This is a genomic window from Mycolicibacter minnesotensis (assembly GCF_010731755.1).
Taxonomy (GTDB): Bacteria; Actinomycetota; Actinomycetes; order Mycobacteriales; family Mycobacteriaceae; genus Mycobacterium; species Mycobacterium minnesotense.
On sequence record NZ_AP022589.1, the window covers coordinates 3237020 to 3262261 of the forward strand.

Here is a 25242-nt window from a genome sequence, read left to right on the forward strand (position 1 = left end):
ATGTGGTGCGGCTCGTGTGTTCACCGCTGCCGGACCGGCCCCTGGTATCCACCGCAAGCAACGTATACCAACCGCTGGTAGACGTCCCGCCTCACCACAGGACCTGGCCGGGCGGCTCGGAGGGCCTCTACGCTGGCGACCATGCGCAGGCTCGTCGCCGTCCTGTCCGTGGTGAGCGCCGCTGCCGCCCTGGCCGGCGGTTGTGCACCTGCACCTTCCCCGAGCATCCCGGGGTCGCTGTCGGCGTCGACGGCACAGGTCTCGCCGAGCGGCGCGCCGCCTGCTGCGACCGCCACATCGTCGAAGCGGTCCACCGAACCTCTGCCGGATGCGGCGGCGATCCTGCGGGAGGCCAGCGATACCGTGGCGCAAGCCGACAGTGTGCACCTGTCGCTGTTGGTGATCGGCAACGTGGAGAACATGGCGGCCACGGCGGTGGATGCCGACGTGACCCGTAGCCCCGCCCCTGCGGCGCGGGGCTACGCCAAGATCGCCTACCGGGGCGCTCCGGCGTACGTACGGTTCGTGGTGTCCGGCGGCCACTTCTTCGTGTTTGAAGAGGGTGGCCGCTGGATCGATTACGGGCCGGCCGGCGATCTGTACGACGCGGCGGGCATCCTGAGCCCCGGCACGGCATTGGCGGGGATGCTGACCGACTTCGTCGATCCCGAGGTCGAGAGCCGCGAACTGGTCGACGGCGTGCATACCGTCCGGATCACCGGCCAGATCTCAGCCGACACGGCGACCAGGATCGTGCCGCAGCTGCGCCCCGGCAAGCGGACCTCGTGCACGGTCTGGATTCAGGAGACCGGCGATCACCAGCTGGTCGCGCTGAAGCTCGACGCCGGCGACGACGCCGTGCAGATGGACTTCTCCAACTGGAACGCCCCGGTCAGCATCGCGCCGCCGCGCTCCTGACCGAGGCGGGGGAGGTTATCCCCAATCCGCAGTTCGTCCCCAATGGCCGCTGTTCAGGACTTCCGGATCGGCTTGCATGTCGGGCCTGTCCGGCCCAATGGGTGCAGCACCGGCAGGCGCGTCAGGCCCGCCGGCAACCAGGAAAGGAAGCCTGCACATGTATGAAACGCAACTGACCGTGGTAGGAAACATCGCCTCAGACCCGATCCGCCGCCGCGTGGGTGACCATGAGCTGATCAAATTCCGGGTCGCCAGCAACTCGCGCAAGAGGGCCGCCGACGGCAGCTGGGAGACGGGCAACTCGTTATTCGTGACGGTCAACTGCTGGGACCGGCTGGTTACCGGGGTGGGCGCGTCGTTGAGCAAGGGGCTGCCGGTGATCGTCATGGGGCACCTCTTCACCAGCGAGTACGAGGACAAGGACGGGGTGCGCCGTTCATCGGTGGAGTTGCGCGCCACCGCCGTCGGCCCCGACCTGGCGCGGTGCGCGGCGCGGGTGGAGAAGATCATCGCGGCCGGACCGGACAATCCGTCGGTGACCGCCCGCGCCGACCACGCCGAAGGCCCGGACTGCTCCGAGGCTGAATCCGACACCGACGCCGAGGCCGGCGACGAGATGGCGGGCATGGCAATGGCGCCCTGAGCGCAGCCGACAGCTGTGCAGGGTGACCCCCTAGGATGGTCAGCGAGCAATTTCGCGCGACCAGGAGGCGACACCCCGGCATGGCTGAGTTCATCTACACGATGAAGAAGGTGCGCAAAGCGCACGGCGACAAAGTCATCCTCGACGATGTCACGCTGAATTTCCTGCCCGGCGCCAAAATCGGTGTGGTCGGCCCCAACGGTGCCGGCAAGTCCAGCGTCTTGCGGATCATGGCCGGGCTGGACAAGGCGAACAACGGTGACGCTTTCCTGGCGCCCGGCGCCAGTGTCGGGATCCTCATGCAGGAGCCGCAGCTGGACGAGACCAAGACTGTCCGGGAGAACGTCGAAGAGGGCGTGCCCATCAAGGGCAAGCTGAATCGGTACAACGAGGTCGCCGAGCTGATGGCCACCGACTACACCGACGAGCTGATGGACGAGATGGGCAAGCTCCAGGAGGAGCTTGACTCCGCCGACGCCTGGGACATCGATTCGCAGCTCGAGCAGGCGATGGACGCGCTGCGCTGCCCCCCGCCCGACGAGCCCGTCACCCACCTCTCCGGTGGTGAACGCCGGCGGGTGGCACTGTGCAAGCTGCTGCTGAGCAAGCCTGACCTGTTGCTCCTTGACGAGCCGACCAACCACCTCGACGCCGAGAGCGTGCTCTGGCTTGAGCAGCACCTGGCCTCCTACCCGGGCGCGATCCTCGCGGTCACCCACGACCGCTACTTCCTCGACAACGTGGCGCAGTGGATCCTGGAACTCGACCGCGGCCGGGCTTACCCCTACGAGGGCAACTACTCGACCTATCTGGAGAAGAAGGCCGAGCGCCTCGATGTTCAGGGCAAGAAGGACCAGAAGCTGCAGAAGCGGCTGAGGGATGAACTCGCCTGGGTGCGCTCGGGCGCCAAGGCTCGCCAAGCCAAGAACAAGGCCCGGCTGCAGCGCTACGACGAGATGGTTGCCGAGGCGGAGAAGACCCGCAAGCTCGACTTCGAGGAGATCCAGATCCCGGTCGGCCCGCGGTTGGGCAACACCGTCGTCGAGGTCGAACACCTGGACAAGGGCTTCGACTCTCGTCAGCTGATCAAGGATCTCTCGTTCACGCTGCCGCGCAACGGCATTGTCGGTGTGATCGGCCCCAACGGCGTCGGCAAGACGACCCTGTTCAAGACGATCGTGGGTCTTGAAGAGCCGGACAGTGGCACGGTCAAGGTCGGCGAGACGGTCAAGCTGAGCTACGTCGACCAGAATCGCGCGGGCATCGATCCGAAGAAGACGGTCTGGGAAGTGGTCTCCGATGGTCTGGACTACATCGAGGTAGGCCAGAACGAGATTCCGTCGCGGGCCTACGTCTCGGCGTTCGGCTTCAAGGGTCCCGACCAGCAGAAGCCGGCCGGCGTGCTCTCCGGCGGTGAGCGCAACCGGCTGAACCTGGCATTGACTCTCAAGCAGGGCGGCAACCTGATCCTGCTGGACGAGCCCACCAACGACCTCGATGTCGAAACACTCGGCTCGCTGGAGAACGCCCTCGAGCAGTTCCCCGGCTGCGCGGTGGTGATCAGCCACGACCGCTGGTTCCTCGACCGGACCTGCACGCACATCCTGGCGTGGGAGGGCGACGACGACAACGAGGCCAAGTGGTTCTGGTTCGAGGGCAACTTCGGTGCCTACGAGGAGAACAAAGTGGGACGTCTCGGTGCCGAGGCGGCGCGTCCGCACCGAGTGACCCACCGCAGACTCACCCGCGACTAGGGTTGGTCCGGTAGCGGCGCTGCCGGAACTGACACGGTCAGGAGGGGTGGGGATGACAAAGTCCACCAAGGAATCAACCGCGTGGACAACATTTCCCGATCCCTCTGAGCCGCAAGGTATTCCCGATTGGGTTTCGTCGGCCTACATCCAGACTTACCGGGGCTCGCACAGCGACTCGCTGGTCAGTGATGAGCCGACGGACACCGACCCGGCCAGCCGAGCCGCCGCCACCGCCGTCGTGACCCCGGCCCTGGTGGCCGCGCACGCCCGGTTGGCCCGGACCCGGCTCCCCGGCGAATCCCGGATCGCGATCTATCCCGCCGACGACGGTTGCGGATTCGGTCCCGCGCTGCAATTGGTCACCGACCACGGCGGCATGCTGATGGACTCGGTTGCGGTATTGCTGCACCGACTCGGGGTGGCCTACGTCGGGATCATGACCCCGGTGTTCGCGGTGCAGCGCGACACCGCCGGGGAACTGCGCGCGGTGGAGCCGAGATCCGCGGACCGCGCCGACGCAGAAGAGGCCTGGATTCACGTCCAGCTCTCGCCGACGGTCAACCGGCACACCCTCGCTGAGACCGAACGACTGCTCCCCGATGTGATGGCCGACGTTCGCCAGGTGGCGATCGATTCCAAGGCGATGCGTAACGCGCTTACCGAACTGGCCGCCGACGTCGAGGCGAACACGCAGGGGCACTACACCGCTCCGGACCGCGACGATGTCGCCGCGCTCCTGCACTGGCTGGCTGACGGACACTTCGTCCTGCTGGGCTATCAGCGCGGGGTGGTCCGTGACGAGCACGTGCTGGTCGAGGACGCCGCCCGGCTGGGCGTGTTGGCGCTGCGGAAGTCTTTGCGGCCCAGGCTCATCGGTGACAACTTGTTGACCCTGGCGCAGGCCACCGTGCCCAGCTACATGCGATTCAGCTCGCACACCTACGTGGTGGTGATCCGGGAGGACACCGGCGACAGCATCGTTGCGCACAGATTTGTCGGACTGTTCACCGCCGGCGCCATGAACGCTGACGTCTTCGAAATCCCGGTTATCTCCCACACTGTCCGGCACGCGCTTGCGCTTGCGGAGAAGGAGCCCGGGCACCCCGGACAACTGCTGCTCGACATCATCCAAACCGTCCCTCGCTCAGAGCTCTTCGCGATTACCCCAGAGCAGCTGCTGAGCATGGCGATGGCGGTGTCCGACCTTGGTTCGCGGCGCGGGACCCTGCTGTTCCTCCGCGGGGACCGCACCGGCCGCTTCGTTTCCTGCCTGGTGTATCTGCCGCGTGATCGCTACACCACTCCGGTGCGGCTGCACATGGAGGACATTCTGGTCCGCGAATTCGGCGGAGTGGGTCTGGAATACAGTGCGCGCGTGAGTGAAGCGCCCTGGGCGTTGCTGCATTTCATGGTCCGCATGTCGGACGATCCCGGGGCCCGTGCGGTCGACACCGGGGAAGCCAACCGGGTCCGGATACAGGGATTGCTGGCCGAGGCCACCCGCACCTGGGGTGACCGGCTACTGCAGACTGCGGCGCAGGACTCCATCGACGCCGAGGTGGCGGAACACTATGCCGTCGCCTTCGACGAGATCTACAAGCAGGCCGTCACGCCGGCCGAGGCCGTCGGTGACATTGCCATCATCGAAGGACTGGCTGACGATTCGGTCAAGTTGGTGTTCTCCGACTACGGCGAAGCCGACGGGGGACAGTTGGCCTGGTTCCTCGGTGGGCACGGTGCCTCGCTGAGCCAGCTCCTGCCGATGCTGCAGTGCATGGGGGTGGCGGTCCTCGAAGAGCGGCCGTTCACCGTGACGCGAGCCGATGGCCTGCAGGTGTGGATCTACAAGTTCAAGGTGTCGGCCGATCCCACCATCGAGATCCCGGCGGCCGGATCTGCGCGCAGCGACGCACAACAGCGGTTCGCCGACGGGGTCACCGCGATCTGGGAAGGCCGGGCCGAGGCCGACCGATTCAACGAACTGGTCTTGCGCGCCGGGCTGACCTGGCAGCAGGTGGTGGTGCTGCGGGGCTACGCGAAATACCTGCGCCAGGCCCGTTTCCCCTACAGCGAGCACCACATCGCCTCAGTGCTCAACCAGTACCCGGGCATTGCACGGGCCCTGGTGGCACTGTTCGAGGCACTGTTCGACCCGTCGCGCACGCATCGCAGCCGTGACGCGCAGGCCGCGGCCGCCGACGTGGCGGCCGGTATCGACGCAGTGGTGAGCTTGGACACCGACCGGGTACTGCGCGCATTCGCGTCGCTGATTCAAGCGACCTTGCGTACGAATTACTTTGTCACCCGCCCGGATTCAGCTCGGGCGCGCAATGTGCTGGCACTCAAACTGGACGCAGCCCTGATCGACGAGCTGCCGTTGCCCCGGCCCAAGTTCGAGATCTTCGTGTACTCGCCCCGCGTCGAAGGGGTACATCTGCGGTTCGGTTTCGTGTCGCGCGGTGGGCTGCGCTGGTCGGACCGACGCGAGGACTTTCGCACCGAGATTCTGGGATTGGTCAAAGCCCAAGAGGTCAAGAACGCCGTCATCGTCCCGACCGGCGCCAAGGGCGGGTTCGTGGTCAAACGGCCGCCGGTACCCACCGGCAACCCGGTCGCAGACCGGGACGCGGCGCGTGCGGAAGGGGTGGCCTGCTACACCCTGTTCATCTCTGGCCTGCTCGACGTGACCGACAATGTCGACCACGCGACCGGTGCCATCAGTGCGCCCCCACAGGTCGTGCGCCGCGACAGCGATGACGCCTACTTGGTGGTGGCCGCTGACAAGGGCACCGCCAGCTTCTCCGACATTGCCAACGGCGTTGCCGCGTCCTACGGCTACTGGCTGGGCGACGCGTTCGCCTCCGGCGGCTCAGTGGGCTACGACCACAAAGAGATGGGCATTACCGCCAAGGGCGCCTGGGAGTCGGTCAAGCGGCACTTCCGCGAGATGGGAGTCGACACCCAGAGTCAGGATTTCACCGTCGTCGGAGTGGGCGACATGAGCGGCGACGTGTTCGGCAACGGCATGCTGCGCAGCAAACACATCCGGCTGGTGGCGGCCTTCGACCATCGGCACATCTTCCTCGATCCCAACCCGGATCCCGCTCCATCCTTCGCTGAGCGGCAACGGATGTTCGACCTGCCCCGGTCCAGTTGGGACGACTACGACACGTCACTGATCAGCGCCGGTGGCGGCGTCTACCCTCGGGACCTGAAATCGGTGCCGGTCAGCCCGCAGGTAGCGACCGCGCTGGGGTTCGACGGCGGCGTCACCGAGCTGACGCCGCCCATGCTGATTCGGGCGATTCTGCGTGCACCGGTTGACTTGCTCTTCAACGGCGGAATCGGCACCTACGTCAAGGCCGAGTCTGAGTCCGACGCGGATGTGGGCGACCGCGCCAATGATCAGGTGCGGGTCAACGGAAACCAGGTGCGCGCCAAGGTGATCGGCGAAGGCGGGAATCTGGGTGTCACCCCGCTTGGCCGGGTCGAGTTCGACCTGGCCGGCGGCCGGATCAACACCGATGCCCTCGATAACTCCGCAGGGGTCGACTGCTCCGACCATGAGGTCAACATCAAGATCTTGATCGATGCCCTGGTCACGGTCGGAAAGGTCGGCACCGCAGACCGGCCGCAGCTGTTGGCTTCGATGACCGATGAGGTCAGTGCTCTGGTACTGGCCGACAACACCGCACAGAACGACCTGATGGGCACCAGCCGCGCCAACGCCGCGAGCCTGCTGCCGGTGCACGCCGAGCAGATCCGGCACCTGGTCGCCGATCGTGGCCTCAACCGTGAACTGGAGGCCCTGCCGTCGGAGAAGGAGATCGCCCGACGCGCCGAGGCCGGGCTCGGCATGGCATCCCCAGAGCTCGCCACACTGATGGCGCACGTCAAACTGACCCTCAAGGCGGCGGTGCTGGCCACCGATCTACCGGACCAAGACGTGTTCGCCAGTCGGCTGCCGGAGTACTTCCCGCGCGTTCTGCAGCAGCGATTCGGCGCCGAGATCCGGACGCATCAACTGCGTCGCGAGATCGTCACCACGATGCTGATCAACGATGTGGTGGACACCGCGGGCATCACGTACGCCTACCGGATCACCGAGGACGCCGGCGTGGGTCCGGTCGATGCCGTGCGGGCCTATGTCGCGACCGACGCCATCTTCGGGGTGGGGGATCTGTGGCGCCGGATTCGCGCCGCCGGTGAGCACGATGGGCTTCCGGTGGCGGTGACCGACCGGATGACCCTGGACCTGCGGAGGCTCATCGACCGGGCTGGCCGGTGGCTACTGAACTATCGCCCGCAGCCGCTGGCGGTGGGTGCCGAGATCAACCGGTTCGCCGAACAGGTCGCCCAACTGACGCCGCGGATGTCGGACTGGCTGCGTGGTGACGACGCCGACATCGTCGCCACGCACATTCGCGAGTTCGAACTGCAGGGCGTACCGAGCGACCTGGCCGCAGACGTCGCCATCGGCCTGTACCGCTACAGCCTGCTCGACATCATCGACGTGGCCGACATCACCGAACGCGGCGCCGACGAGGTCGCGGACACCTACTTTGCGCTGATGGATCGGTTGGGCACCGACGGCCTGCTGACCGCGGTCGCGCAACTGCCTCGCGACGATCGTTGGCATGCCTTGGCGCGGTTGGCGATCCGCGACGACATCTACAATTCGGTGCGGTCGCTGTGCGTGGATGTGCTGGCGGTCGGGGAACCGGACGAGGACGGGATGCAGAAGATCAGCGAATGGGAATCGACCAACGCCTCGCGCGTGCAGCGGGCGCAGCGCACGCTGACCCAGATCTACGAATCCGACCAGCACGATCTGGCGACGCTGTCGGTGGCGGCGCGTCAGATCCGCAGCATGACCCGCGCGAGCGGACAAGGGGCGGCATCGTGAGTGACACGGCTGGATCCGTCGGGGAGACCGTGGGCTTCGTGGCATCGGTTCCGGTGCGCTGGTCGGACATCGACATGTACCAGCACGTGAACCACGCGACCATGGTGACGATGCTCGAAGAGGCGCGGGTGCCCTTCCTGTCGCCGGCCTTTGCCGTGGACATCACCAGCGTCGGTCTGCTGATCGCCGAGGTCAAAGTCGCCTACAAAGGACAGCTGCGGCTGACGGATTCGCCGCTGCAGGTGACCATGTGGGTGTCACGGCTGCGGACGGTGGACTTCACCATCGGCTACGAGGTGCGTTCGGTACACGCGGCCCCGGACTCGCGGCCGGCCGTGATCGCCGAGACGCAGCTGGCCACCTTCAGCATCGACGAGCAGAAGCTGGTGCGACTGTCCCCGGACCATCGCGCCTACCTGGAGAAGTTCATCCGCTGACTGTGCCGGCGCTGGATCATCCCTCGGTGAGCATGGCGTCGAGAAGTCGGTGCACAACGATGCCCACGTCGGCGCGCGCCTGCTCGCGGTCCTCGGCGGTGGCGATCACCATCGCCGCTTCGTCGAGTGCGCCGATGAGTACGTGGGCCAGGGCCCGCACGGGCTGGTGGGGGAGTTGTCCCGCCTGCATGGCCGCGCTCAGCAGTTGCTCGGTCATGCCCAAGCTGTAGCGCTGGGCTACGTCGCGAAAGCCGTCCCAACCCAACACGGTGGGCGCATCGAGCAGCAACAGCTGGCGCACTTCGGGGTCGTCGGCCACCACCAGCCAGCTTTCGGCCGCCGAGCGTAGCGCCGCGGCGGGAGTGGTGGACGCCGAGGCGGCCACCGCTTCGGCCAGCCGTGCCATGACGTCGGCCTCCACGGCCTCCACGACCGCCAGGAACAGCCCCGCCTTGTCCGGGAACTGGTGGTACATCGCGCCGCGCGTCACGCCGGCGGTCTCGGCGATCTCGGGGGTTCCCACGGCCGCGTAGCCCCGCGCCCCCCACAACGTTCGCGCGGCGGTCATCAGCGCAGCACGGGTGGCCGCCGAACGCTCGGCCTGAGTCCGACGCTTGATTTCCGTACAGGCTGTTGGTAACTTATCGGCAGGTTGCACGTAACTATCTTAGGAGCGCCCCATGCCCACCGTCGACATTGACGCCGGAACCATTCACTACGACACCGTGGGCCCGAGCGATGGCCGCCCGGTGCTGTTCGTCCACGGTTACGCGATGGGCGCCTCCATGTGGGGTCCGGTGAGCGAACGCCTGGCGGCGCGCAACCTGCGCTGCATCGCCCCGAACTGGCCGCTGGGCGCCCATCCGACGGCGTTGCGGCCCGGAGCCGACCGGACCCTGCCGGGTATTGCCGCGATGGTGGACGCCTTTATGGCCGCGCTCGACCTCGACGACGTGATCCTGGTGGGCAACGACACCGGCGGCCTGGTCAGTCAGCTGGTCGCGGTCAACCACCCCGGCCGACTAGGGGCGCTGGTGTTGACCAGCTGCGATGCCTTCGAGCACTTCCCGCCGCCCATCATCAATCCCTACATTGTGGCCGCCAAGAGCGCGGTCACCTTTCGTGTTGCGCTGCAGCCGATGCGGCTGCGGCCGTTTCGCAACTACGCCTACGGGCAGCTGGCACACCGCGACATCGACGGCCTGGCACGTGAATGGGTCGCGCCCGCCCTGAAAGACGCGGGAGTCGCCGAGGACCTGCGCCTGCTGACCAAGTCGCTGAACCAGCAGACTTCCCTCGATGCCGGGGCGCGACTGTCCGGGTTCGCCAAGCCGGCGCTCATCGCCTGGTCCGCCGACGATCTGTTCTTTCCCGCCGAGGACGGCAGACGCTTGGCGCAAACATTGCCCAACGCGCGTTTCGAACTCATCGAGGGTGCACGCACCTACTCGATGATCGATCAGCCGGAACGGCTCGCGGACCTGGTCGCCGAATTCGCCGGCGCAACAAGCGATCGGCACTGACCGGACCTCCCGTTCAGGCCAGCCACGCCGCCGCGTTGGGCGGCAGCAGGCCTCCGGCCACCGGTGCGCTGGACAACAGCAGCCGGCCCTCCGGCAGATCTACCGGGCTGTCACCGGCGTTGAGCACACACACCAGTCCGCCGCGCCGAAACGCCAGCATGCCCGCCGGCGTCTCCAGCCAATCGACACGTCGTCCCGCGAGTTCTTCTCGGCTCTGTCGTATGGCCAGCGCCTGCCGGTAGACCGACAGGGTCGAGCCGGGCTCGCTGCGTTGCCGTTCGACCGTGTGTTGCGCCCAATCCGCCGGTATCGGCAGCCAGGTGTGTGGGTTGTCGGAGAAGCCGAACGGCGGAGTGTCTCCCGACCATGGCAGCGGCACTCGACAGCCGTCGCGGCCACGCTCGGTGTGACCGGAGCGCTCCCACACCGGGTCCTGCAGGGCCGAATCGGGCAGTTCGACATTGGGCAAGCCCAACTCCTGACCGTTGTAGACGAACACCGCGCCCGGCAGGGCCAGCAGCACCAGGGCCATGGCGTTGGCCCGGTCCAACCCGACGGCTCCGCCCCCGTAGCGGGTGACAGCCCGCTCGACATCGTGGTTCTCCAATGCCCAGGTGGCACTGGCGCCAACCGAAGCGACCGCGGCCAGGGAGTTGTCGATCGCGCTGCGGATTTCCTCGGCGTCGAAGTCGGCCTGGAGCAGCCGAAAGTTGAAGGCGAGGTGCAGTTCGTCGGGCCGCAGATACTCGGCGAACGCAGCGTTGTCGTGCACCCATACCTCGCCGACGCTCACCGCGTCCGGATAGTCGTCGATGACGCGGCGAATCGCTCGGTGAATCGCGTGGACGCCGGGCCGATTGAACCGGGGATCGTCGTCCTGGTGGGCCAGCAGCTTCACATCGGTGACCGGCATGTCCGGCAGGCCCGGCGGCTTGGCCATGCCGTGGGACACATCGATGCGGAAACCGTCCACGCCGCGATCCATCCAGAACCGCAGGGTCCGCTCGAAATCGGCGAAGACCTCTGGATTATCCCAGTTCAGATCCGGTTGTGACACATCGAACAGATGCAGGTACCACTGGCCCGGGCCCTCGGCTTCGATGACCCTCGTCCAGGCCGGCCCGCCGAAGATCGACACCCAATTGTTGGGCGGCAGCTGCCCATCGCGGCCTTTGCCGTCGCGGAAGAAGTAGCGGTCGCGGGCGGGGCTGCCCGGCTTGGCGGCCAACGCCTCGACGAACCAGGGATGCGCCGAACTGGTGTGGTTGGGCACCAGGTCCATAGTCAGCTTGATCCCGCGTTCGTGCGCGGCAGCCACCAGCCGGTCCAGTGCCGCCAGGTCGCCGAAGAGCGGGTCGATGTCGCGGGGGTCTGCCACGTCGTAGCCGTGATCGGCCATCGGCGAGACCATCACCGGGTTGAGCCAGAGGGCGTCGACACCCAACCAGCGCAGGTAGTCCAGGTGGGCGGTCACCCCATCCAGATCGCCGACCCCGTCGGAGTTGCTGTCGGCGAAGGAGCGGGGATAGACCTGGTAGAACACACAGTCTGTCCACCACGGGGCGTGGTCGGGGTGGTCGTGGGCGGTCATCAGATCGGCGCGTTGACCATGAAGTCGGCCGCCGACTGCAGGTAGCGCAGCAGCTCGGCGCGGTGGGCATCGTCGAGGGTCTGGGGGTCGATCTCGTCGACGGCGGTCACCATGCAACGCAGCCAGGCGTCGCGCTGCAGGGGGCCTATCCGGTAGGGGATGTGGCGCATCCGCAGTCGCGGGTGCCCGCGCTGGTCGGAGTAGGTACGTGGCCCGCCCCAGTACTGCTCGAGGAACATGCGCAAGCGCTCTTCGGCGCCATCCATGTCGTCGGCGGGGTACATCGGTCGCAGGATCGGATCCTGGGCGACCAGTTGATAAAAGCGCGACACGATGGCGTGAAACGTCTGCGCACCGCCGACGGCGTCATAAAACGAGGGTTCTTCTACCGGCTGCATCGTCCACCATTGTGGGGCATCGCCGGGGCCGACCGGTGAACACACAGCAAATAGGCGTGCGACCAGCGCCGAATCATGGTGAACTGTTCGGCGGAGGTCAATGGTGCGACAACTCAACCGGCTTCAAGACCGGATATGAAACGTCGGGGCCACCGCACCCCCGGTGCCCCACCGGCGAGCCTGAGCGGGCTTGCCAGCGCTCCATGCCTGCACTCGGTCGCTTCCGGGTCGGCGAGCGGCAATGAGGCCGCGTCGATCTGGACTCGACGGCGGGTGTTGCTGCTGAACTCCACCTTCGAGCCGCTGACGGCACTTCCGCTACGGCGAGCCGTGGTCATGCTCATCTGCGGCAAGGCCGACATGGTGCATGACGATCCGACCGGCCCGGTGATCCACTCGGCGACCCGAACGGTGCCGGTGCCCTCGGTGATCCGGCTGCGGACCTATGTCCGGGTGCCCTACCGGGCGCGCATCCCGTTGACCCGCGCCGCGCTCATGCACCGTGACCAGCACAGCTGTGCCTACTGCGGCGGCAAGGCCGACACCGTCGACCACGTGGTCCCGCGCAGCCGCGGTGGTGACCACTCCTGGGAGAACTGCGTGGCGGCCTGCTCGACCTGCAACCACCGCAAGGCCGACCGACTGCTCGCAGAGATCGGCTGGACCCTGCGGTTGGTACCCACCTCGCCCAAGGGACAGCATTGGCGGCTGTTGGCGGTGATCAACGACCTCGACCCGGTGTGGATGCGCTATCTGGGCGAGGGGGCTGCTTAGAGCGGCTGCCCGCGCTGCAGCCAGCCGGCCACGAAGCCGGCCAGCAGGACCGCGAAGCCGCCCATCTCACCGGCGATCAGTAGCACCATCGAGACGTGTAGAGCCGCACCGGGATGCTCGAACTGGTTGGTGGTGTCCTGCCGGGCCCCGTGCACGATGTAACTGCCGATGGCGGCCACGAAGTAGAACACCAGCACTGCGGCAGCGGTCATGTTCACCCAGGTCGGCCAGGCACTCAGCTCGACGAAGACCGCGGCCAACAAGGTGGCGAAGGCATACAGCAGCGCGGCGCGGTGCGCGATGTCGACGTAGGGATGGGCGCACCCTTGCGGGCGGGTGGCCATCTGGCGGTATTTCCACACACCCAGCCCCAGGGCGAGCAGGAATATCAGGCCAGCTGCCATCAGCGTCGCCAAGGTATCGGTGCCCAGTGCGTTCCCGGTCCACTCCACGATGAAGCCTCCTCTAGCTGTTCTGCAGGGTATTACGCCGATACCAGCGCCGCCCGTGCCAGCGCTGGTAGTGCCACACCGCGGCGGGCAGGGCTCCGCGGGGGTGCAGCCAGAAGCCGTGCGGTGTGGGCAGGGCAGGTCGACGCTGCAGGGTGATCTCGCCCAGCACCACTCCTTCGCCGGCGGCGGCGGGCCGTTCGGCGATCACGGTGCCGTCGGCGGCGGCGATGAGGGCGGATCCTTCGAAGTGCCCGCGGTAGGACATCGGTAGCCACGGCATTGCGCAGGTCAGTGGGCCGGCGTGGGCGGCGTGCACCACCGGCGCGCCGATGTAGCGGGCGAATGTTGCCGCCGCGCGCCCGGCGGTGGCGGCGTTGCTACGTTCCAGCCGATCGAACAGTCGATGCGGCCGCCACCGGGGAATCGACCACCAACCCGATCCCGTCATCGCTACGTCCACTCGGCCACGTAGACGTCGCACCGTTTGAGTGCGCATCAGCTCCCAGCAGACCGCGGCGCCGACGGTGCGATCGCCCGCGGTGAGCACACCGTCGTCGTCACCCCCGGTGTAGAACGCGTTCTCCCACATCGTCGGTAGGTCTTTGTCGTGTCGACCCACCACGCCGCTGGGATCGGCCAACAGGTAGGCGTTGCGCACATGGCCGTCCAGATCGCGGCACAGGAATGAACCGCCGACCAGTGCCCGATGCCGACGAGCCAGGCTGGTCAGCAGCGCGGTGGCCGCGCCGTCCGGTGCCAGCGCCGCGGTGGCCAGTGCCGGCTCAAAGCCGATTCCGGTGGTGAAGAACTCCGGCAGCGCGATCAGGCGTGCACCGGCTCGGCCCGCCTCGTCGGCGAGACGCTCGCACGCGGCCAGGTTCGCCCGGACGTCTCCGAGGGTGGCCTCCAACTGGACGGCCGCGGCCAGAACCACCGTCATGGCTGCCGCTCCGGGACCAGCGCACAACCCTGCACCTCCAGCAATGCCTCGGGTAGGCCGAGCCGCGTTACGCCGATCGACGTCAGCGCCGGCCGGTGCTCGCCGGCCCATGGGGCGTAGACCTGCGCCAACGCCATCGACAGATCGTCGATGGCGGTGCTGTAGATCGTCATGGCGACAATGCGCGTCCGGTCCGAGCCCACGGTGGCCAGCATGGCGTCCAGCTTGTCCAAGATCAATGTCAGCTGGCCGGCCATGTCGGTGTTCGGTATACGGAAGCCCTCTGAGTCAGCTTCCGCGGCAATGATTCCTGACCAATGAACCATGCCCTGGGCGACCACGAGCTGGGAGATCCCCAAGCTGTCCAACAGTGACGAGGGCAAGTTGCCGACATCGGGGTTGAGGCGCTGGATCATGCGGTGTTCTCCTCTGCTGGATGGGGTTTCGGTTCGAATCGGACGACGTCGCCGACCTGGACTTGGCCTGTTGCAATGATGTTGGCGTACACCCCAGCGCACGCCAGTCTGCCTAGATCCGGGACGGGTTTGCTGTTGTGTTTGGCGATCGTGCGCAGGGTTGCCCGGTCCAGAGGCACGTCCTTGCCGTGCGCCAGCGTGGACATCACGCACCGCGGCGTCCACATATCGACGCTGGCCAGACATTCCCCGCCGATGCCGAGTCGCCCCCGAGCCAGGCGTCTTCGACGAGGCCGGTTGCGGGTGTGTCGATGACCATGGTCGGTCGGTAGCGGCGCGGGTTGAAATTGGCTGCGGGCTCCAGACTGCGGAGGTGGGCGATCGTTGGGGTAGTGATGAAATGCAGGGGCGTCAGGTCGAAGAACCTGTGGGCCTGAAGCGGACCGTAGGTCAAGACTTCGTCGCCATCGGCGTTCGTGGTGGTGTGGCTGTAGACACCGGCTTTGGGCAGCCCGGTGGTGGCGTCCCAGACCAACTCCGTGGCCGCATCGGCAGGCAGGTGTCGGCCAGGCAGCCCTTCCTCACGCTGACTGCCAGTGCGAAGGTACGGCGGTCACCCTAGCGACGGCGGTTCATGACGCGCAAGGGGCCGATTGAGCCAGTGGTGCGGGCTGATCGCACCGGAGGTGGGGGAGTAATGGGGCCGGGTTCTCGCACCGCGTCATAGGCCGTGGGATACCGTCTACGGCGTGAGCCTGTTGGAAACCCTCGGCATCTTCATCGGCATCCCGGTAGCAATGTTCGCATTGCTCGCCGCGCGGACTCTGACGCAGAAGGGGCCGCGCGCGGCCGTCTATCAGATGTCCGAGCGGTGGACGCACCCGCCGATTCTCTGGGCGGCGATCGATGAGTCCATCGGCGGCGGACACGGCCACGGCAAATCCGAGTTCAGCGTGGGGGGTGGAGCCAGTGGCAACTGGTGACGTTGTGACGATCGATCCGGCGGACCTGCCGTACGGCTCGGTGATCACCAACAGTGGTCGGATTTCCGGAGTCACCGAGCCCGGCGAAGCCTCGTTGCACTACCCCTTCCCGGTCAAGGAACTGGCCGCGCTGGACGACGCACTGACCTACGCCTCCCGGGCGACTGGTGCCCGCTTCGCCACCTACATCGGCGACCTGGGCTCTGACACCGCCGCGCGGGCCCGCGAGATCCTGGCGAAGGTGCCGACCCCCAACGACGCGGTGCTCATCGCGGTCTCCCCGGACCAGAAGGCCATCGAGGTGGCCTACGGCGCCGGCGTTGCGAACCGCATCGCACCGGCAGCCGCACCCCAGGGCGTGGCCGCCGCAGCGGCGGCATTCCGCGAAGGCAACCTCATCGAAGGCCTGGTCAGTGCGGTGCAGATCATCAGCATCGGCGTCACCCCGGCCTAGCGGCTGGTAGCAACGCCGGACGATCAGGTGGCCGCGGCTGTGAGCGCGCCCGCGTCTCCGGCGCATCGCTCCTGGCTGGCCAACATCGATCGCTATGGTGCCGGTCCGCACGCGGTAGCCGACATCGTTCGCGCGCAACGCATCACGCGTGACAGCTTCCGGCGGCTCGATGCCATGGAGCAGATCACCGACCCGGACGGCAAGAGCTACTTCGTCATCCCGCGGACAGCCGGCGGTGACGCAGCGCGCCAGGCGGTGCTGCTGACCTACATCCTCAACGCCGGCACCGGCTACGGCCGACCCGGCACCCGCACCGACTTTCCCGCGACGCCCTACACCGGCGCCGAAGTACACCGCATCACGCAACGCCAACGTGCGAATCGCTGGAGCTACGCGGCGGTCCGGGGCATCTGCAACACCGGGGGCACGGTGGCCACGACACCGAACGGGTTGCTGATGGTGCTGGGCGGCAACCGTGTCCACGGATCGTTCAGCCATCGCGGCGGCACCATGTGGGGAGATCTGTTCCTGGTGAACACCCGAGGCATTTCCGACCCGGCCCGCAGGGTGCGCGAGATCATCGAATCCGGCCGCCTCGGCCAGGGCGGACCGGACCTGGCCTGCCTACTGCACCACGAAGAGATCCACGCCCAGCAGTGGGCTGCCTTGGGCCCGATGCGGATGCCGGCGCGCTATCTCGCCGAAGAGGCCAGGTCGCGAGTCCTGGGCGGTGTCAACAATTTCGAAGAAGAAGCCGGACTGCGTGACGGGGGTTACCGCTGATCAGGCGGTATCGAAGGTGCGCGCCCGCAGCGACCTGGCCACCCCGGCCCTGCCCTCGGTGACCAACCGCCGAAGGGCGGGAGGCAACGCGGGATCGGCAAGGAAGGCATCGGCGGCGTCCAAACCGGCCTGGCTGACATCCCAGCCGGGGTACAGGCCCACCACCACAGTCTGTGCCACTTCGCTGGAGCGTCGCTCCCACACACCGGTGATCGACTCGAAGTAACGCGCGGTAAACGGTGCCAACAGTTCGCCCTGGCCGGGCTGCACGATCCCGGCGATGATCGCCCGGCCGGTGATGTTGGCCAGTGTGTCGTCCTCGATCACCTGTTGCCAGGCCGCTTCCTTGACAGCGGGCTGCGGGCGGGCTGCCGAAGCCTGGGCGCCATGGCGTCGGCCGGCCGCGGTCGGGTCACGATCGATCTCGGAGTCGATAGCCGCAGAGTCCAGCGCGCCGGAGCGGGCCAGCGCAACCACGATCCGCCAGCGCAGGTCGGTGTCGACGGCCAGACCCGCCAACCCCTGGGTGGCCGGGTCCGTGTCCAGCAGCGCGCCCAGCACCGTGGCATGCCGCTCGGCGAGCACGGAAGTACACAACGCGTTGACATAGGCCAGCTGGTGATCGGAACCGGGATCGGCCTCGCGGGCCAGCTCCAGTAGCCGGTCGGCGAAAGCCGGCCAACCCTGCTCGGCGGCCCAGACCGGATCTGCATAGGCCCCCAGCGCGGTCTGCGCCTGCAGCAACAGCCGCGAGGCGACGCCGACCTCGGTTTCGGCGCCGATGCCGCGCTGCACCAGCGCCAGGAAGTCCCGGGCGCGCAGCTCGGCCTCGCGGGTCATCTCCCAGGCCGCCGACCACACCAGGGTGCGCGGCAACGACTCGGCGATATCGGCGATGCGTTCCGTCGCGGCCGCCAACGACTGCGGGTCCAGTCGCAGAGCGCAGTAGGTCAGGTCGTCGTCATTGACCAGGATCAGCTTTCCGCGGGTAACCCCGACCAGGCCAGGTACCGCCGTGCTGGGCCCGTCGATGTCCAGCTCCTCACGGTGCACCCGCACCAACCGGCCGGACCCGGTGGGGTCATCGTCATAGATGCCGATGGCCAGCCGGTGCACCCGGGTCTCACCGGCGCCGGGGGCGGCACCGCTTTGAGTCACCGCGAACCGCGTGAACTGACCGTCACCGTCGACATCGAAGTCGGCCCGCAGGGTGTTCAGGCCGGTGGTCTTCAGCCACTGCCGCCCCCAGTCCGACAGATCCCGGCCGGACGCCTTTTCCAGGGCTGTCAGCAAGTCGTCGAAGGTGGCGTTGTCAAAGGCGTGCGCAGTGAAGTAGTCGCGCAGGCCGGCCAAGAAATGGTCCAGACCGACATAGGCCACCAGCTGCTTGAGCACCGAGGCGCCCTTGGCGTAGGTGATCCCGTCGAAGTTGACCTCCACGGCGGCCAGGTCACCGATGTCCGCGGCGATCGGGTGTGTCGACGGCAGCTGGTCTTGGCGGTAAGCCCACGACTTCTCCGCGTTCGCAAACGTGGTCCAGGCGCTGGTGTACTCAGTCGCCTCGCTCTGGCACAGCACCGAGGCGAACGTCGCGAACGACTCATTGAGCCACAGGTCGTCCCACCAGCGCATGGTGACTAGGTCGCCGAACCACATGTGCGCCATCTCATGCAGCACGGTCTCGGCGCGCCGTTCGTAGGACGCCCGAGTCACCTTGCTGCGAAAAACATAGTCCTCCAGGAACGTCACCGCTCCGGCATTCTCCATGGCTCCGGCGTTGAACTCCGGCACGAACAGCTGGTCGTACTTGCCGAACGCGTAAGGCACGCCGAAGTTGTTGTGGTAGAAGCCGAATCCCTGCTTGGTCTCGGTAAACAGCCGCTCGGCGTCCATGTGCTCGGCCAGTGATGCCCGGCAGAACAGGCCCAGGTCGATCTCGCCGTGCTCGTCGCGATAGACGTCGTCCCACCGCGCATAGGGCCCGGCGATCAGCGCCACCAGATACGTGCTCATCTTCGGCGTGGTGGCGAAGGTGTGCACTCCCTCGTCTACCGCCGCGGTGGCACCGTTGGAGACCACCTGCCAGTGCGACGGCGCGGTGACGGTGATGTCGAAGGTGGCCTTGAGGTCTGGCTGGTCGAAGCAGGCGAACATCCGCTTGGCGTCGGCGGTTTCGAACTGCGAGTACAGGTAAACCTCGTCGTCGACCGGGTCGACGAAGCGGTGGAGACCTTCGCCGGTGTTGGAGTAGTGGCACTGGGCGTCGATCTCGACGACGTTGTGCTCGGCTAGACCGGTCAGTGCGACTCCGGTCGACTCGTCGTAGGCCGAGACGTCGAGGGCGCGGCCGTTGAGAGTGGCGCGGTGAATCGTCTCGGCGGCGATGTCGATGACGGTGTCGCTGCCGGCCAGTGCGTCGAAGGTGACGGTGGTGGTGGAGCGAAAGGTGCGCTCGCCCGGTTTGCCGGCGCCATCGGTCAGGTCCAGCGCGATCCGGTAGTTGACGACGGTGACCAACGCGGCCCGTTCGGCGGCCTGGTCGCGGGTGAGGTTAGGAAGTGCCACGTCCGCCTACAGTAGCCGCCAGACGCTGCGGGCGGGCGCCAGACCGAGTTTAATGAGGCCATGGATGTCGCTGGTTTGATCTTCGCCGCGTTGGCCGCAGTCCTGCACGTCTATATCTTCATGCTGGAGTCGCTGAGCTGGACTTCGCCTCGGACCCGAGCGGTGTTCGGTACCACCGCCGAAGAGGCCGAAACGACCAAGGCGCTGGCCTTCAACCAAGGGTTCTACAACCTGTTCCTGGCCATTGTCACCGTCGTCGGTATCGCTGCGGTTGCCTTGGACCACAACACTGTTGGGCTCGCGTTGATCTTCGCCGGGGTGGGGTCGATGCTGGCTGCGGCCCTGGTACTGCTGCTGTCGTCACCTGACAAGGCCCGCGCCGCACTCACACAGGGTGCCTTCCCGGCGGTCGCGGTCATCTTGCTGGCGCTGAGCCTGTAATCGGGCCAGCGGGCATAGATGTGCTCCGCGCTGCGTTGATCGCTTCAGAGATGTCCGCCCTTGGCCGAGAGGATCGCCCATGCCCGTGAAGTCGCGCGCCGAATTCTGGTTCGATCCGCTGTGCCCGTGGTGCTGGATCACCTCTCGCTGGATCCTGGAAGTCGAGAAGGTCCGCGACATCGACGTCAGCTTCCACGTGATGAGCCTGGCCGTGCTCAATGAGGGGCGCGACGACCTGCCCGAGCAGTACCGGGAACGCATGAAGAGCGCGTGGGGGCCGGTGCGGGTGGCGATCGCCGCCGAGCAGCTGCGCGGCAACGAGATCCTGCGCCCGCTGTACACCGCGATGGGAACCCGGATCCACAACCAGGACAACAAGGACTTCCCCGACGTGATCGCCGGTGCGCTGGCCGAGGTGGGCCTGCCTGCCGAACTGGCCGAGGCCGCCACAACCGATGCCTACGACGAGGCGCTGCGTGCCAGCCATCATGCCGGGATGGACGCCGTCGGCAAAGACGTCGGGACCCCGACGATCCACGTCAACGGGGTGGCGTTCTTCGGGCCGGTGCTGTCCCGGATTCCGCGCGGCGAGCAGGCCGGGCAGCTGTGGGACGCGTCGGTGACCTTCGCGTCCTACCCGCACTTCTTCGAACTCAAGCGTTCGCGGGACGAGGCTCCCGTATTCGACTGACGGCCGGCCGGGGGAGCAGACCGGGTCTGAGACAATGGCGCCATGCGCGTCTACCTCGGCTGCGATCACGCCGGCTATGAACTCAAAGAACAAATCGTCGAGCACCTGAAGAAGACCGGCCATGAGCCAGTCGACTGCGGGGCCTTCAGCTACGACGCCGAGGACGACTACCCAGCGTTCTGCATCGCGGCGGCGGCCCGCACGGTGGCCGACCCGGACAGCCTCGGAATCGTGATCGGCGGGTCCGGCAACGGCGAGCAGATCGCAGCCAACAAGGTTCCGGGGGCGCGTTGTGCGCTGGCCTGGAGCACCGAAACCGCGCAGTTGGCACGGGAACACAACAACGCCCAGCTGATCGGGATCGGTGGCCGGATGCACTCCAGCGCGCAAGCGCTCGCGATCGTCGACGCTTTCCTGAGCACCCCGTGGTCGCAGGCGGAGCGTCACCAGCGGCGCATCGACATCCTGGCGGCCTACGAACGCAACCACGAGGCACCCGCGGTGCCGGGCGCCCCGGCCTGACGCGGGTTCAGGCCGGCCGGACATGCCGGAGGGGCACATCCTGCACCGGCTGGCCCGGCTGCATCAGCGCCGCTTCGCCGGGGCGCCGGTAGCGGTCTGCAGCCCGCAAGGGCGCTTCGAGTCCGGTGCCGCCGTGGTCAGTGGGCGGCCACTGCTGCGGGCCGAGGCGTGGGGCAAGCATCTGTTCCACCACTATTCCGGTGGGCCCATCGTTCACGTCCATTTGGGGATCTACGGCCACTTCACCGAGTTCGCGCTCCCCGACGGCGGTCTGCCTGAGCCGGTCGGCCAGGTCCGGATGCGCATGGTGGGTGCGCAGTACGGCACCGATCTGCGCGGGCCGGCCGCCTGCGACGTGGTCGATGAGGCGCAGGTCGCCGGCGTGATCGCGCGGCTGGGCCCCGACCCGCTGCGAGCCGACGCTGATCCGGCGTCGGCGTACAGGCGAATCGCCAAGTCCCGTAAAAGCATTGCCGCGTTGCTGATGGATCAGTCGGTGCTGGCCGGAGTGGGCAATGTCTACCGCAGCGAAGTGCTGTTTAGGCACCGGATCGAGCCCTACCGGGCCGGCACCGAGATCGACGAAGCGCAGTTCGCGGCGATCTGGGCTGATCTGGTGTCGCTGATGAAGATCGGACTGCGGAGCGGCAGCATCGTGGTGGTCCGCCCGGAGGACGATCACGGGGCGCCGGCGTACGCGACCGGCAAACCGCGCACCTACGTCTACCGCCGGGCGGGCGACCCGTGCCGAGTGTGTGGGACCGCCGTGCGCACCGCGGAACTGGAGGGCCGCAACATGTTCTGGTGCCCAGCCTGCCAGGGCGGTCAGTCGTCGTAGAAGGTTTCGCGACGCGGCCGCAGCGCCACGCCGAGCGCCCGGTAGATCTCGTTGGACAACACCACACTGCGGGGGTCGGCATTGGCCTGAGTGTGGTCGAACCGGTTCATCACGTAGCCATAGCCGATCCGTTGCTCCAGATCGGCGAAGGCAAACGACCCGCCAAGTCCGCCGTGGCCGAAGATGCGCCGATTGGGCCCGTTGACGCCCTGCGCGTTGAGCATGTAGCCCATGCCCCAGCCGTGCTCGGCGACTCGGGGCCCGAGCACCAGATCGGTCTCGGTCCCGCCCTGCAGCACCCGCAGACGGTCCATAGCGGCTCTACTGAGCAGTTTCTCCTGCACCAGCGCGTTGTAGAACGTGGCCATACCCAGGGCGGAAACCTGCGCGTTGGTGCCGGGGAACTCCAGTTGCCGCCACAGCGACAGGTCGTTGGTGGCGATCTCGTCGTCGGGGGCGAAGCCCATCGCCACTGCCAGCCCGGCCTTGGAATGGTCGTCCAGGGATGTCGGACGCTTGGGTGCTCCGGCCGAGGCGAGCATCTCCCGGATCGTCGGCTTGCCGACCGGGTCGGCGCAGCGGTGGGGCTGCTGGTCGGCCGGCACGCCGATGTGCACTTCGGCGCCGAGCGGCCCGGCCACCTCATTGCGCAGATAGTCGCCCACCGTCCCGCCGGTGACCCGCTTGACGACCTCGCCGATGATGAAGCCGTAGGTGGTCATGTGGTAGCCCTGCCCGGAGCCCGGACGCCACCACGGTTCGGCGGCGGCAAGGCGCTCGCAGACCAGGTCCCAGTCGGTCACGTCGCGCCAGTGCATCGGCTCGCGTGGCCCGATAGCTCCGGAGCGGTGCGCCAGCACCATCGCCAGGGAGATGTCGCCCTTGCCGGCCCGGCCGAACTCCGGCCAGTAGTGGGCCACCGGAATCCGCAGGTCCAGCTCGCCGGCCTCGGCCAGCCGGTGGACGCAGGTGCTGGTCAGGCCTTTGCTGCCGGACAATACGGTGCTCAGCGTGTCTTCTTGCCACGGGCGTTGGCCCTCGGCGTCGGCGGTGCCGGCCCAGAGATTGACCACGAGTTCGCCGTCGACATAGGCCGCGACTGCCGCGCCGAGTTCGTCGCGCTCGGTGAAGTTACGTTCGAACTCCTCGCGCACCTTCGCGAACCGTGGAGAGCACGTCCCATGGATCTGGACGTGCCGTGTGCCGCCCATGGCGTGCCTTCCTGCTAGGGAGAATCCCCTTCCGCGGGGGCGACGGGGCGATCTGACCCGCGCAGCTTTGCTTGGAAGGATAAGTCCGCGGCGTCATGGGAGTACAGCAGGCCCCGGCCGCGGTGTGCGGCGGCGTTGGCTTGGAAACGGTGAGATGGGGATACCCCCCCTGGCGGTGTCCGCCGAACAGCATGTCGGCGGACACCACGCAGGTCTTGATGGAGCGGGCGACGGGAATCGAACCCGCGTAGCTAGTTTGGAAGACTAGGGCTCTACCATTGAGCTACGCCCGCATGAACAGCTAGAGCGAGACTGTACCGGCGCGGCGGACTCGAAATCCAATTGCCCCGCCGCTTTGGCTTCGTGGGGCGTTGACAGTAGGTCATTTGTGATCGCACATCTGCCGGGCCGTAGGATCGCCTGGTCAGTGCGGGGTGTAGCGCAGCTTGGTAGCGCATCCGCTTTGGGAGCGGAAGGCCGCAGGTTCAAATCCTGTCACCCCGACCAGCAGCGCGCGCCGCACCGGCACGACCGACCACGTCAACGATATCGAGGAGTACACCCGTGAAGAGCACCGTCGAGCAGCTGACCCCGACCCGGGTTCGCATCAACGTTGAGGTGCCGTTCACCGAGCTTAAGCCGGACTTCGAGCGGACCTACAAGGAGTTGGCGAAGCAGGTGCGGGTGCCGGGCTTCCGGCCGGGCAAGGCTCCGGCCAAGCTCATCGAGGCCCGCTTCGGTCGTGCCGCGGTGTTGCAGCAGGTGGTCAATGAGGCGCTGCCGAGCCGCTACACCGAGGCGGTCACGAGCTCGGACCTCAAGCCGCTGGGTCAGCCTGACATCGAGGTCACCAAGCTCGAAGACGGTGAGAACATCGCCTTCACCGCCGAGGTCGACGTGCGGCCGGAGATCACGCTGCCCGACTTGGCGCAGCTCAAGATCGCGGTGGATCCCATCGAGGTCGACGACGCCGAGGTCGACGCCGAGCTCGACTCGCTGCGCGCCCGCTTCGGCACCCTGACCGGTGTCGACCGCCCGGCCGCCAAGGGTGACTTCGTCTCGATCGACCTGGACGCCACCATCGACGGCGAGACGGTCGAGGGGGCGGCCACCGAGGGCCTGTCGCACGAGGTCGGATCGGGTCAGCTCATCGAGGGACTGGACGACGCGATCGTCGGCCTGTCGGCGGGCGAGAGCAAGACCTTCACCACCAAGCTGGCGGCCGGCCCGCAGGCCGGCAAGGACGCTGAGGTCACCGTGGTGGTCCAGTCGGTCAAGGAGCGCGAGCTGCCCGAAGCCGATGACGAGTTCGCCCAGCTGGCCAGCGAGTACGACACCATCGGTGAACTGCGGGAGAACCTCGTCGAGCAGGTGAGCCGCACCAAGCGCATTCAGCAGGCCGAAAAGGTCCGTGAGGTGACCTTGGAGACGCTGGTTGAGCAGGTCGAGATGCCGCTGCCCGAGGCCGTGGTGCAGGCCCACATCGACAACGCACTGCACAACGCCCTGCACGGCCTGGACCACGACGAGAACAAGTTCGCCGAGTCGCTGGCCGAGAAGGGATCTTCGCGGGCTGAGTTCGACGCCGAGACCCGCAGCGAGGCCGAGAAGTCGGTCAAGACCCAGCTGCTGCTCGACGCGCTGGCCGACGAGCTGGACATCAAGGTGGGGCAGAACGACCTCACCCAGCACCTGGTGCTGATGGCGCGTCAGTACGGTGTCCCGCCGCAGCAGCTGATTCAGTTCCTGCAGGAGAACAAGCAGCTGCCCGCCGTGCTCGCCGACGTGCGCCGCGGCATGTCGCTGGCCGCAGCGGTGCGTGCCGCCGAGGTCACCGACACCACGGGCAAGGAGATCGACACCGCGGAGTTCTTCGGCTCCGACACTGACGACGCGGCGGACGACGACGCCGCGCAAGAGGCCGCCGAGGCCCTGGCCGCCGCGGAAGAAGCCGATGAGGCCGAAGAGGCCGACGCGGCCGAGGCATCTTCTGACGAGTGAC

The 25242-nt window shown here is 67.2% G+C and carries 25 protein-coding genes and 2 tRNA genes; 16 read left to right on the forward strand and 11 right to left on the reverse strand.

The window, feature by feature from the left end:
- Nucleotides 1–141 precede the first annotated feature (141 nt).
- The 5 genes from G6N09_RS14990 to G6N09_RS15010 all read left to right on the forward strand — a co-directional run bounded on the left by G6N09_RS14990 (nt 142) and on the right by G6N09_RS15010 (nt 8658).
- Entirely contained in the window at nt 142–918 is a 777-nt protein-coding gene (locus G6N09_RS14990) for an LppX_LprAFG lipoprotein (protein WP_083022197.1), read from the forward strand.
- A gap of 157 nt (nt 919–1075) precedes the next feature.
- Nucleotides 1076–1561 (forward strand): single-stranded DNA-binding protein, encoded by a 486-nt coding sequence (locus G6N09_RS14995; RefSeq protein WP_083022198.1) that lies wholly within the window; start codon nt 1076–1078, stop codon nt 1559–1561.
- A gap of 80 nt (nt 1562–1641) precedes the next feature.
- The gene (gene ettA / locus G6N09_RS15000) at nt 1642–3315 is read left to right on the forward strand and encodes an energy-dependent translational throttle protein EttA (protein WP_083022199.1); all 1674 of its coding nucleotides are present in this window, start codon (nt 1642–1644) and stop codon (nt 3313–3315) included.
- Between the two features lie 52 nt (nt 3316–3367).
- Nucleotides 3368–8221, forward strand: coding sequence for an NAD-glutamate dehydrogenase (locus G6N09_RS15005; RefSeq protein WP_083022201.1), 4854 nt, complete (start codon nt 3368–3370; stop codon nt 8219–8221).
- A gap of 74 nt (nt 8222–8295) precedes the next feature.
- Nucleotides 8296–8658 (forward strand): acyl-CoA thioesterase, encoded by a 363-nt coding sequence (locus tag G6N09_RS15010; RefSeq protein WP_109558763.1) that lies wholly within the window; start codon nt 8296–8298, stop codon nt 8656–8658.
- Nucleotides 8659–8674: 16 nt separating this feature from the next.
- Here the strand turns inward: G6N09_RS15010 and G6N09_RS15015 are convergent, their stop codons facing one another.
- Nucleotides 8675–9226: a TetR/AcrR family transcriptional regulator gene (locus tag G6N09_RS15015; protein WP_083022204.1), complete on the reverse strand. Its 552-nt coding sequence runs from the start codon at nt 9224–9226 to the stop codon at nt 8675–8677.
- Between the two features lie 112 nt (nt 9227–9338).
- Between G6N09_RS15015 and G6N09_RS15020 the strand changes: the two genes are divergently transcribed.
- Nucleotides 9339–10181: an alpha/beta fold hydrolase gene (locus tag G6N09_RS15020; RefSeq protein ID WP_083022206.1), complete on the forward strand. Its 843-nt coding sequence runs from the start codon at nt 9339–9341 to the stop codon at nt 10179–10181.
- 13 nt (nt 10182–10194) lie between these two features.
- Here G6N09_RS15020 and G6N09_RS15025 read toward each other — a convergent pair whose 3' ends face one another.
- Together G6N09_RS15025 and G6N09_RS15030 are read right to left on the reverse strand one after the other, a co-directional pair.
- The gene (locus tag G6N09_RS15025) at nt 10195–11772 is read right to left on the reverse strand and encodes a glycoside hydrolase family 13 protein (RefSeq protein WP_083022208.1); all 1578 of its coding nucleotides are present in this window, start codon (nt 11770–11772) and stop codon (nt 10195–10197) included.
- The gene (locus G6N09_RS15030; protein ID WP_083022210.1) at nt 11772–12170 is read right to left on the reverse strand and encodes a globin; all 399 of its coding nucleotides are present in this window, start codon (nt 12168–12170) and stop codon (nt 11772–11774) included. The genes G6N09_RS15025 and G6N09_RS15030 overlap by 1 nt, the downstream gene beginning before the upstream one ends.
- A gap of 135 nt (nt 12171–12305) precedes the next feature.
- On the opposite strand from G6N09_RS15030, the gene G6N09_RS15035 reads away from it, so the two are divergent.
- Nucleotides 12306–12944, forward strand: coding sequence for an HNH endonuclease (locus tag G6N09_RS15035; RefSeq protein WP_083022212.1), 639 nt, complete (start codon nt 12306–12308; stop codon nt 12942–12944).
- On the opposite strand, the gene G6N09_RS15040 is transcribed toward G6N09_RS15035, so the two are convergent.
- The 5 genes from G6N09_RS15040 to G6N09_RS15060 all read right to left on the reverse strand — a co-directional run bounded on the left by G6N09_RS15040 (nt 12941) and on the right by G6N09_RS15060 (nt 15287).
- A complete protein-coding gene (locus G6N09_RS15040) occupies nt 12941–13348 on the reverse strand; it encodes a hypothetical protein (protein WP_083022484.1) in 408 nt (135 codons plus the stop codon). The genes G6N09_RS15035 and G6N09_RS15040 overlap by 4 nt on opposite strands.
- Before the next feature lie 61 nt (nt 13349–13409).
- Nucleotides 13410–14330 carry a carbon-nitrogen hydrolase family protein gene (locus tag G6N09_RS15045; RefSeq protein WP_083022483.1) on the reverse strand — a complete coding sequence of 307 codons (921 nt, stop codon included), beginning with the start codon at nt 14328–14330 and terminating at the stop codon, nt 13410–13412.
- Nucleotides 14331–14332: 2 nt separating this feature from the next.
- Entirely contained in the window at nt 14333–14752 is a 420-nt protein-coding gene (locus G6N09_RS15050; protein WP_163752823.1) for a RidA family protein, read from the reverse strand.
- Nucleotides 14749–14958: an MOSC domain-containing protein gene (locus G6N09_RS15055; protein WP_163752825.1), complete on the reverse strand. Its 210-nt coding sequence runs from the start codon at nt 14956–14958 to the stop codon at nt 14749–14751. Before G6N09_RS15055 ends, G6N09_RS15050 begins: the two co-directional genes overlap by 4 nt.
- Nucleotides 14958–15287 carry a hypothetical protein gene (locus tag G6N09_RS15060; RefSeq protein WP_083022216.1) on the reverse strand — a complete coding sequence of 110 codons (330 nt, stop codon included), beginning with the start codon at nt 15285–15287 and terminating at the stop codon, nt 14958–14960. Before G6N09_RS15060 ends, G6N09_RS15055 begins: the two co-directional genes overlap by 1 nt.
- A 223-nt stretch (nt 15288–15510) precedes the next feature.
- Here G6N09_RS15060 and ctaJ point away from each other — a divergent pair, with 223 nt between their 5' ends.
- Genes ctaJ through G6N09_RS15075 form a run of 3 tightly spaced genes read left to right on the forward strand, consistent with a single transcriptional unit; the run spans nt 15511 to nt 16972 of the window.
- Complete coding sequence (ctaJ, locus tag G6N09_RS15065) at nt 15511–15735, forward strand: aa3-type cytochrome oxidase subunit CtaJ (RefSeq protein ID WP_407662696.1); 225 nt, start codon at nt 15511–15513, stop codon at nt 15733–15735.
- Complete coding sequence (locus G6N09_RS15070) at nt 15722–16189, forward strand: DUF5130 family protein (protein WP_083022219.1); 468 nt, start codon at nt 15722–15724, stop codon at nt 16187–16189. The genes ctaJ and G6N09_RS15070 overlap by 14 nt, the downstream gene beginning before the upstream one ends.
- Nucleotides 16190–16228: 39 nt before the next feature.
- Nucleotides 16229–16972, forward strand: a complete 744-nt coding sequence (locus G6N09_RS15075; RefSeq protein ID WP_234806855.1) for a hypothetical protein — start codon at nt 16229–16231, stop codon at nt 16970–16972.
- Here G6N09_RS15075 and pepN read toward each other — a convergent pair whose 3' ends face one another.
- Nucleotides 16973–19537: an aminopeptidase N gene (gene pepN / locus G6N09_RS15080; protein ID WP_083022221.1), complete on the reverse strand. Its 2565-nt coding sequence runs from the start codon at nt 19535–19537 to the stop codon at nt 16973–16975.
- A gap of 60 nt (nt 19538–19597) precedes the next feature.
- Here pepN and G6N09_RS15085 point away from each other — a divergent pair, with 60 nt between their 5' ends.
- From G6N09_RS15085 to G6N09_RS15100, 4 genes are all read left to right on the forward strand, one after another.
- Complete coding sequence (locus G6N09_RS15085) at nt 19598–19978, forward strand: DUF1304 domain-containing protein (RefSeq protein ID WP_083022223.1); 381 nt, start codon at nt 19598–19600, stop codon at nt 19976–19978.
- A gap of 79 nt (nt 19979–20057) precedes the next feature.
- Nucleotides 20058–20669 (forward strand): DsbA family oxidoreductase, encoded by a 612-nt coding sequence (locus tag G6N09_RS15090; protein ID WP_083022225.1) that lies wholly within the window; start codon nt 20058–20060, stop codon nt 20667–20669.
- A 42-nt stretch (nt 20670–20711) separates the two neighbouring features.
- On the forward strand, nt 20712–21191 hold the full coding sequence (locus G6N09_RS15095) for a ribose-5-phosphate isomerase (RefSeq protein ID WP_083022226.1): 480 nt from the start codon (nt 20712–20714) through the stop codon (nt 21189–21191).
- A gap of 22 nt (nt 21192–21213) precedes the next feature.
- Entirely contained in the window at nt 21214–22029 is an 816-nt protein-coding gene (locus G6N09_RS15100; RefSeq protein WP_083022228.1) for an Fpg/Nei family DNA glycosylase, read from the forward strand.
- On the opposite strand, the gene G6N09_RS15105 is transcribed toward G6N09_RS15100, so the two are convergent.
- Together G6N09_RS15105 and G6N09_RS15110 are read right to left on the reverse strand one after the other, a co-directional pair.
- Nucleotides 22017–23240, reverse strand: a complete 1224-nt coding sequence (locus G6N09_RS15105) for a serine hydrolase domain-containing protein (protein WP_083022230.1) — start codon at nt 23238–23240, stop codon at nt 22017–22019. The genes G6N09_RS15100 and G6N09_RS15105 overlap by 13 nt on opposite strands.
- A 219-nt stretch (nt 23241–23459) precedes the next feature.
- Nucleotides 23460–23533, reverse strand: a tRNA-Gly gene (locus G6N09_RS15110).
- A 137-nt stretch (nt 23534–23670) separates the two neighbouring features.
- On the opposite strand from G6N09_RS15110, the gene G6N09_RS15115 reads away from it, so the two are divergent.
- Nucleotides 23671–23747: transfer RNA gene (locus tag G6N09_RS15115), tRNA-Pro, on the forward strand.
- Nucleotides 23748–23804: 57 nt separating this feature from the next.
- A complete protein-coding gene (gene tig / locus G6N09_RS15120; RefSeq protein ID WP_083022232.1) occupies nt 23805–25241 on the forward strand; it encodes a trigger factor in 1437 nt (478 codons plus the stop codon).
- Nucleotide 25242: the final 1 nt, after the last annotated feature.

What these genes read in the sequence shown, in the direction of transcription:
- G6N09_RS15105 (WP_083022230.1), bottom strand. Translation starts at nt 23,240, where the DNA reads ATGGGCGGCACACGGCACGTCCAGATCCATGGGACGTGCTCTCCACGG.
- G6N09_RS15055 (WP_163752825.1), bottom strand. Translation starts at nt 14,958, where the DNA reads ATGTCCACGCTGGCGCACGGCAAGGACGTGCCTCTGGACCGGGCAACC.
- G6N09_RS15025 (WP_083022208.1), bottom strand. Translation starts at nt 11,772, where the DNA reads ATGACCGCCCACGACCACCCCGACCACGCCCCGTGGTGGACAGACTGT.
- G6N09_RS15010 (WP_109558763.1), top strand. Translation starts at nt 8,296, where the DNA reads ATGTACCAGCACGTGAACCACGCGACCATGGTGACGATGCTCGAAGAG.
- G6N09_RS15015 (WP_083022204.1), bottom strand. Translation starts at nt 9,226, where the DNA reads ATGACCGCCGCGCGAACGTTGTGGGGGGCGCGGGGCTACGCGGCCGTG.
- G6N09_RS15095 (WP_083022226.1), top strand. Translation starts at nt 20,712, where the DNA reads ATGCGCGTCTACCTCGGCTGCGATCACGCCGGCTATGAACTCAAAGAA.
- G6N09_RS15030 (WP_083022210.1), bottom strand. Translation starts at nt 12,170, where the DNA reads ATGCAGCCGGTAGAAGAACCCTCGTTTTATGACGCCGTCGGCGGTGCG.
- G6N09_RS14990 (WP_083022197.1), top strand. Translation starts at nt 142, where the DNA reads ATGCGCAGGCTCGTCGCCGTCCTGTCCGTGGTGAGCGCCGCTGCCGCC.
- G6N09_RS15020 (WP_083022206.1), top strand. Translation starts at nt 9,339, where the DNA reads ATGCCCACCGTCGACATTGACGCCGGAACCATTCACTACGACACCGTG.
- ettA (WP_083022199.1), top strand. Translation starts at nt 1,642, where the DNA reads ATGGCTGAGTTCATCTACACGATGAAGAAGGTGCGCAAAGCGCACGGC.
- G6N09_RS15005 (WP_083022201.1), top strand. Translation starts at nt 3,368, where the DNA reads ATGACAAAGTCCACCAAGGAATCAACCGCGTGGACAACATTTCCCGAT.
- G6N09_RS15050 (WP_163752823.1), bottom strand. Translation starts at nt 14,752, where the DNA reads ATGATCCAGCGCCTCAACCCCGATGTCGGCAACTTGCCCTCGTCACTG.
- G6N09_RS15100 (WP_083022228.1), top strand. Translation starts at nt 21,214, where the DNA reads ATGCCGGAGGGGCACATCCTGCACCGGCTGGCCCGGCTGCATCAGCGC.
- G6N09_RS15085 (WP_083022223.1), top strand. Translation starts at nt 19,598, where the DNA reads ATGGATGTCGCTGGTTTGATCTTCGCCGCGTTGGCCGCAGTCCTGCAC.
- G6N09_RS15040 (WP_083022484.1), bottom strand. Translation starts at nt 13,348, where the DNA reads ATGGCAGCTGGCCTGATATTCCTGCTCGCCCTGGGGCTGGGTGTGTGG.
- G6N09_RS15090 (WP_083022225.1), top strand. Translation starts at nt 20,058, where the DNA reads ATGCCCGTGAAGTCGCGCGCCGAATTCTGGTTCGATCCGCTGTGCCCG.
- G6N09_RS15035 (WP_083022212.1), top strand. Translation starts at nt 12,306, where the DNA reads ATGAAACGTCGGGGCCACCGCACCCCCGGTGCCCCACCGGCGAGCCTG.
- G6N09_RS14995 (WP_083022198.1), top strand. Translation starts at nt 1,076, where the DNA reads ATGTATGAAACGCAACTGACCGTGGTAGGAAACATCGCCTCAGACCCG.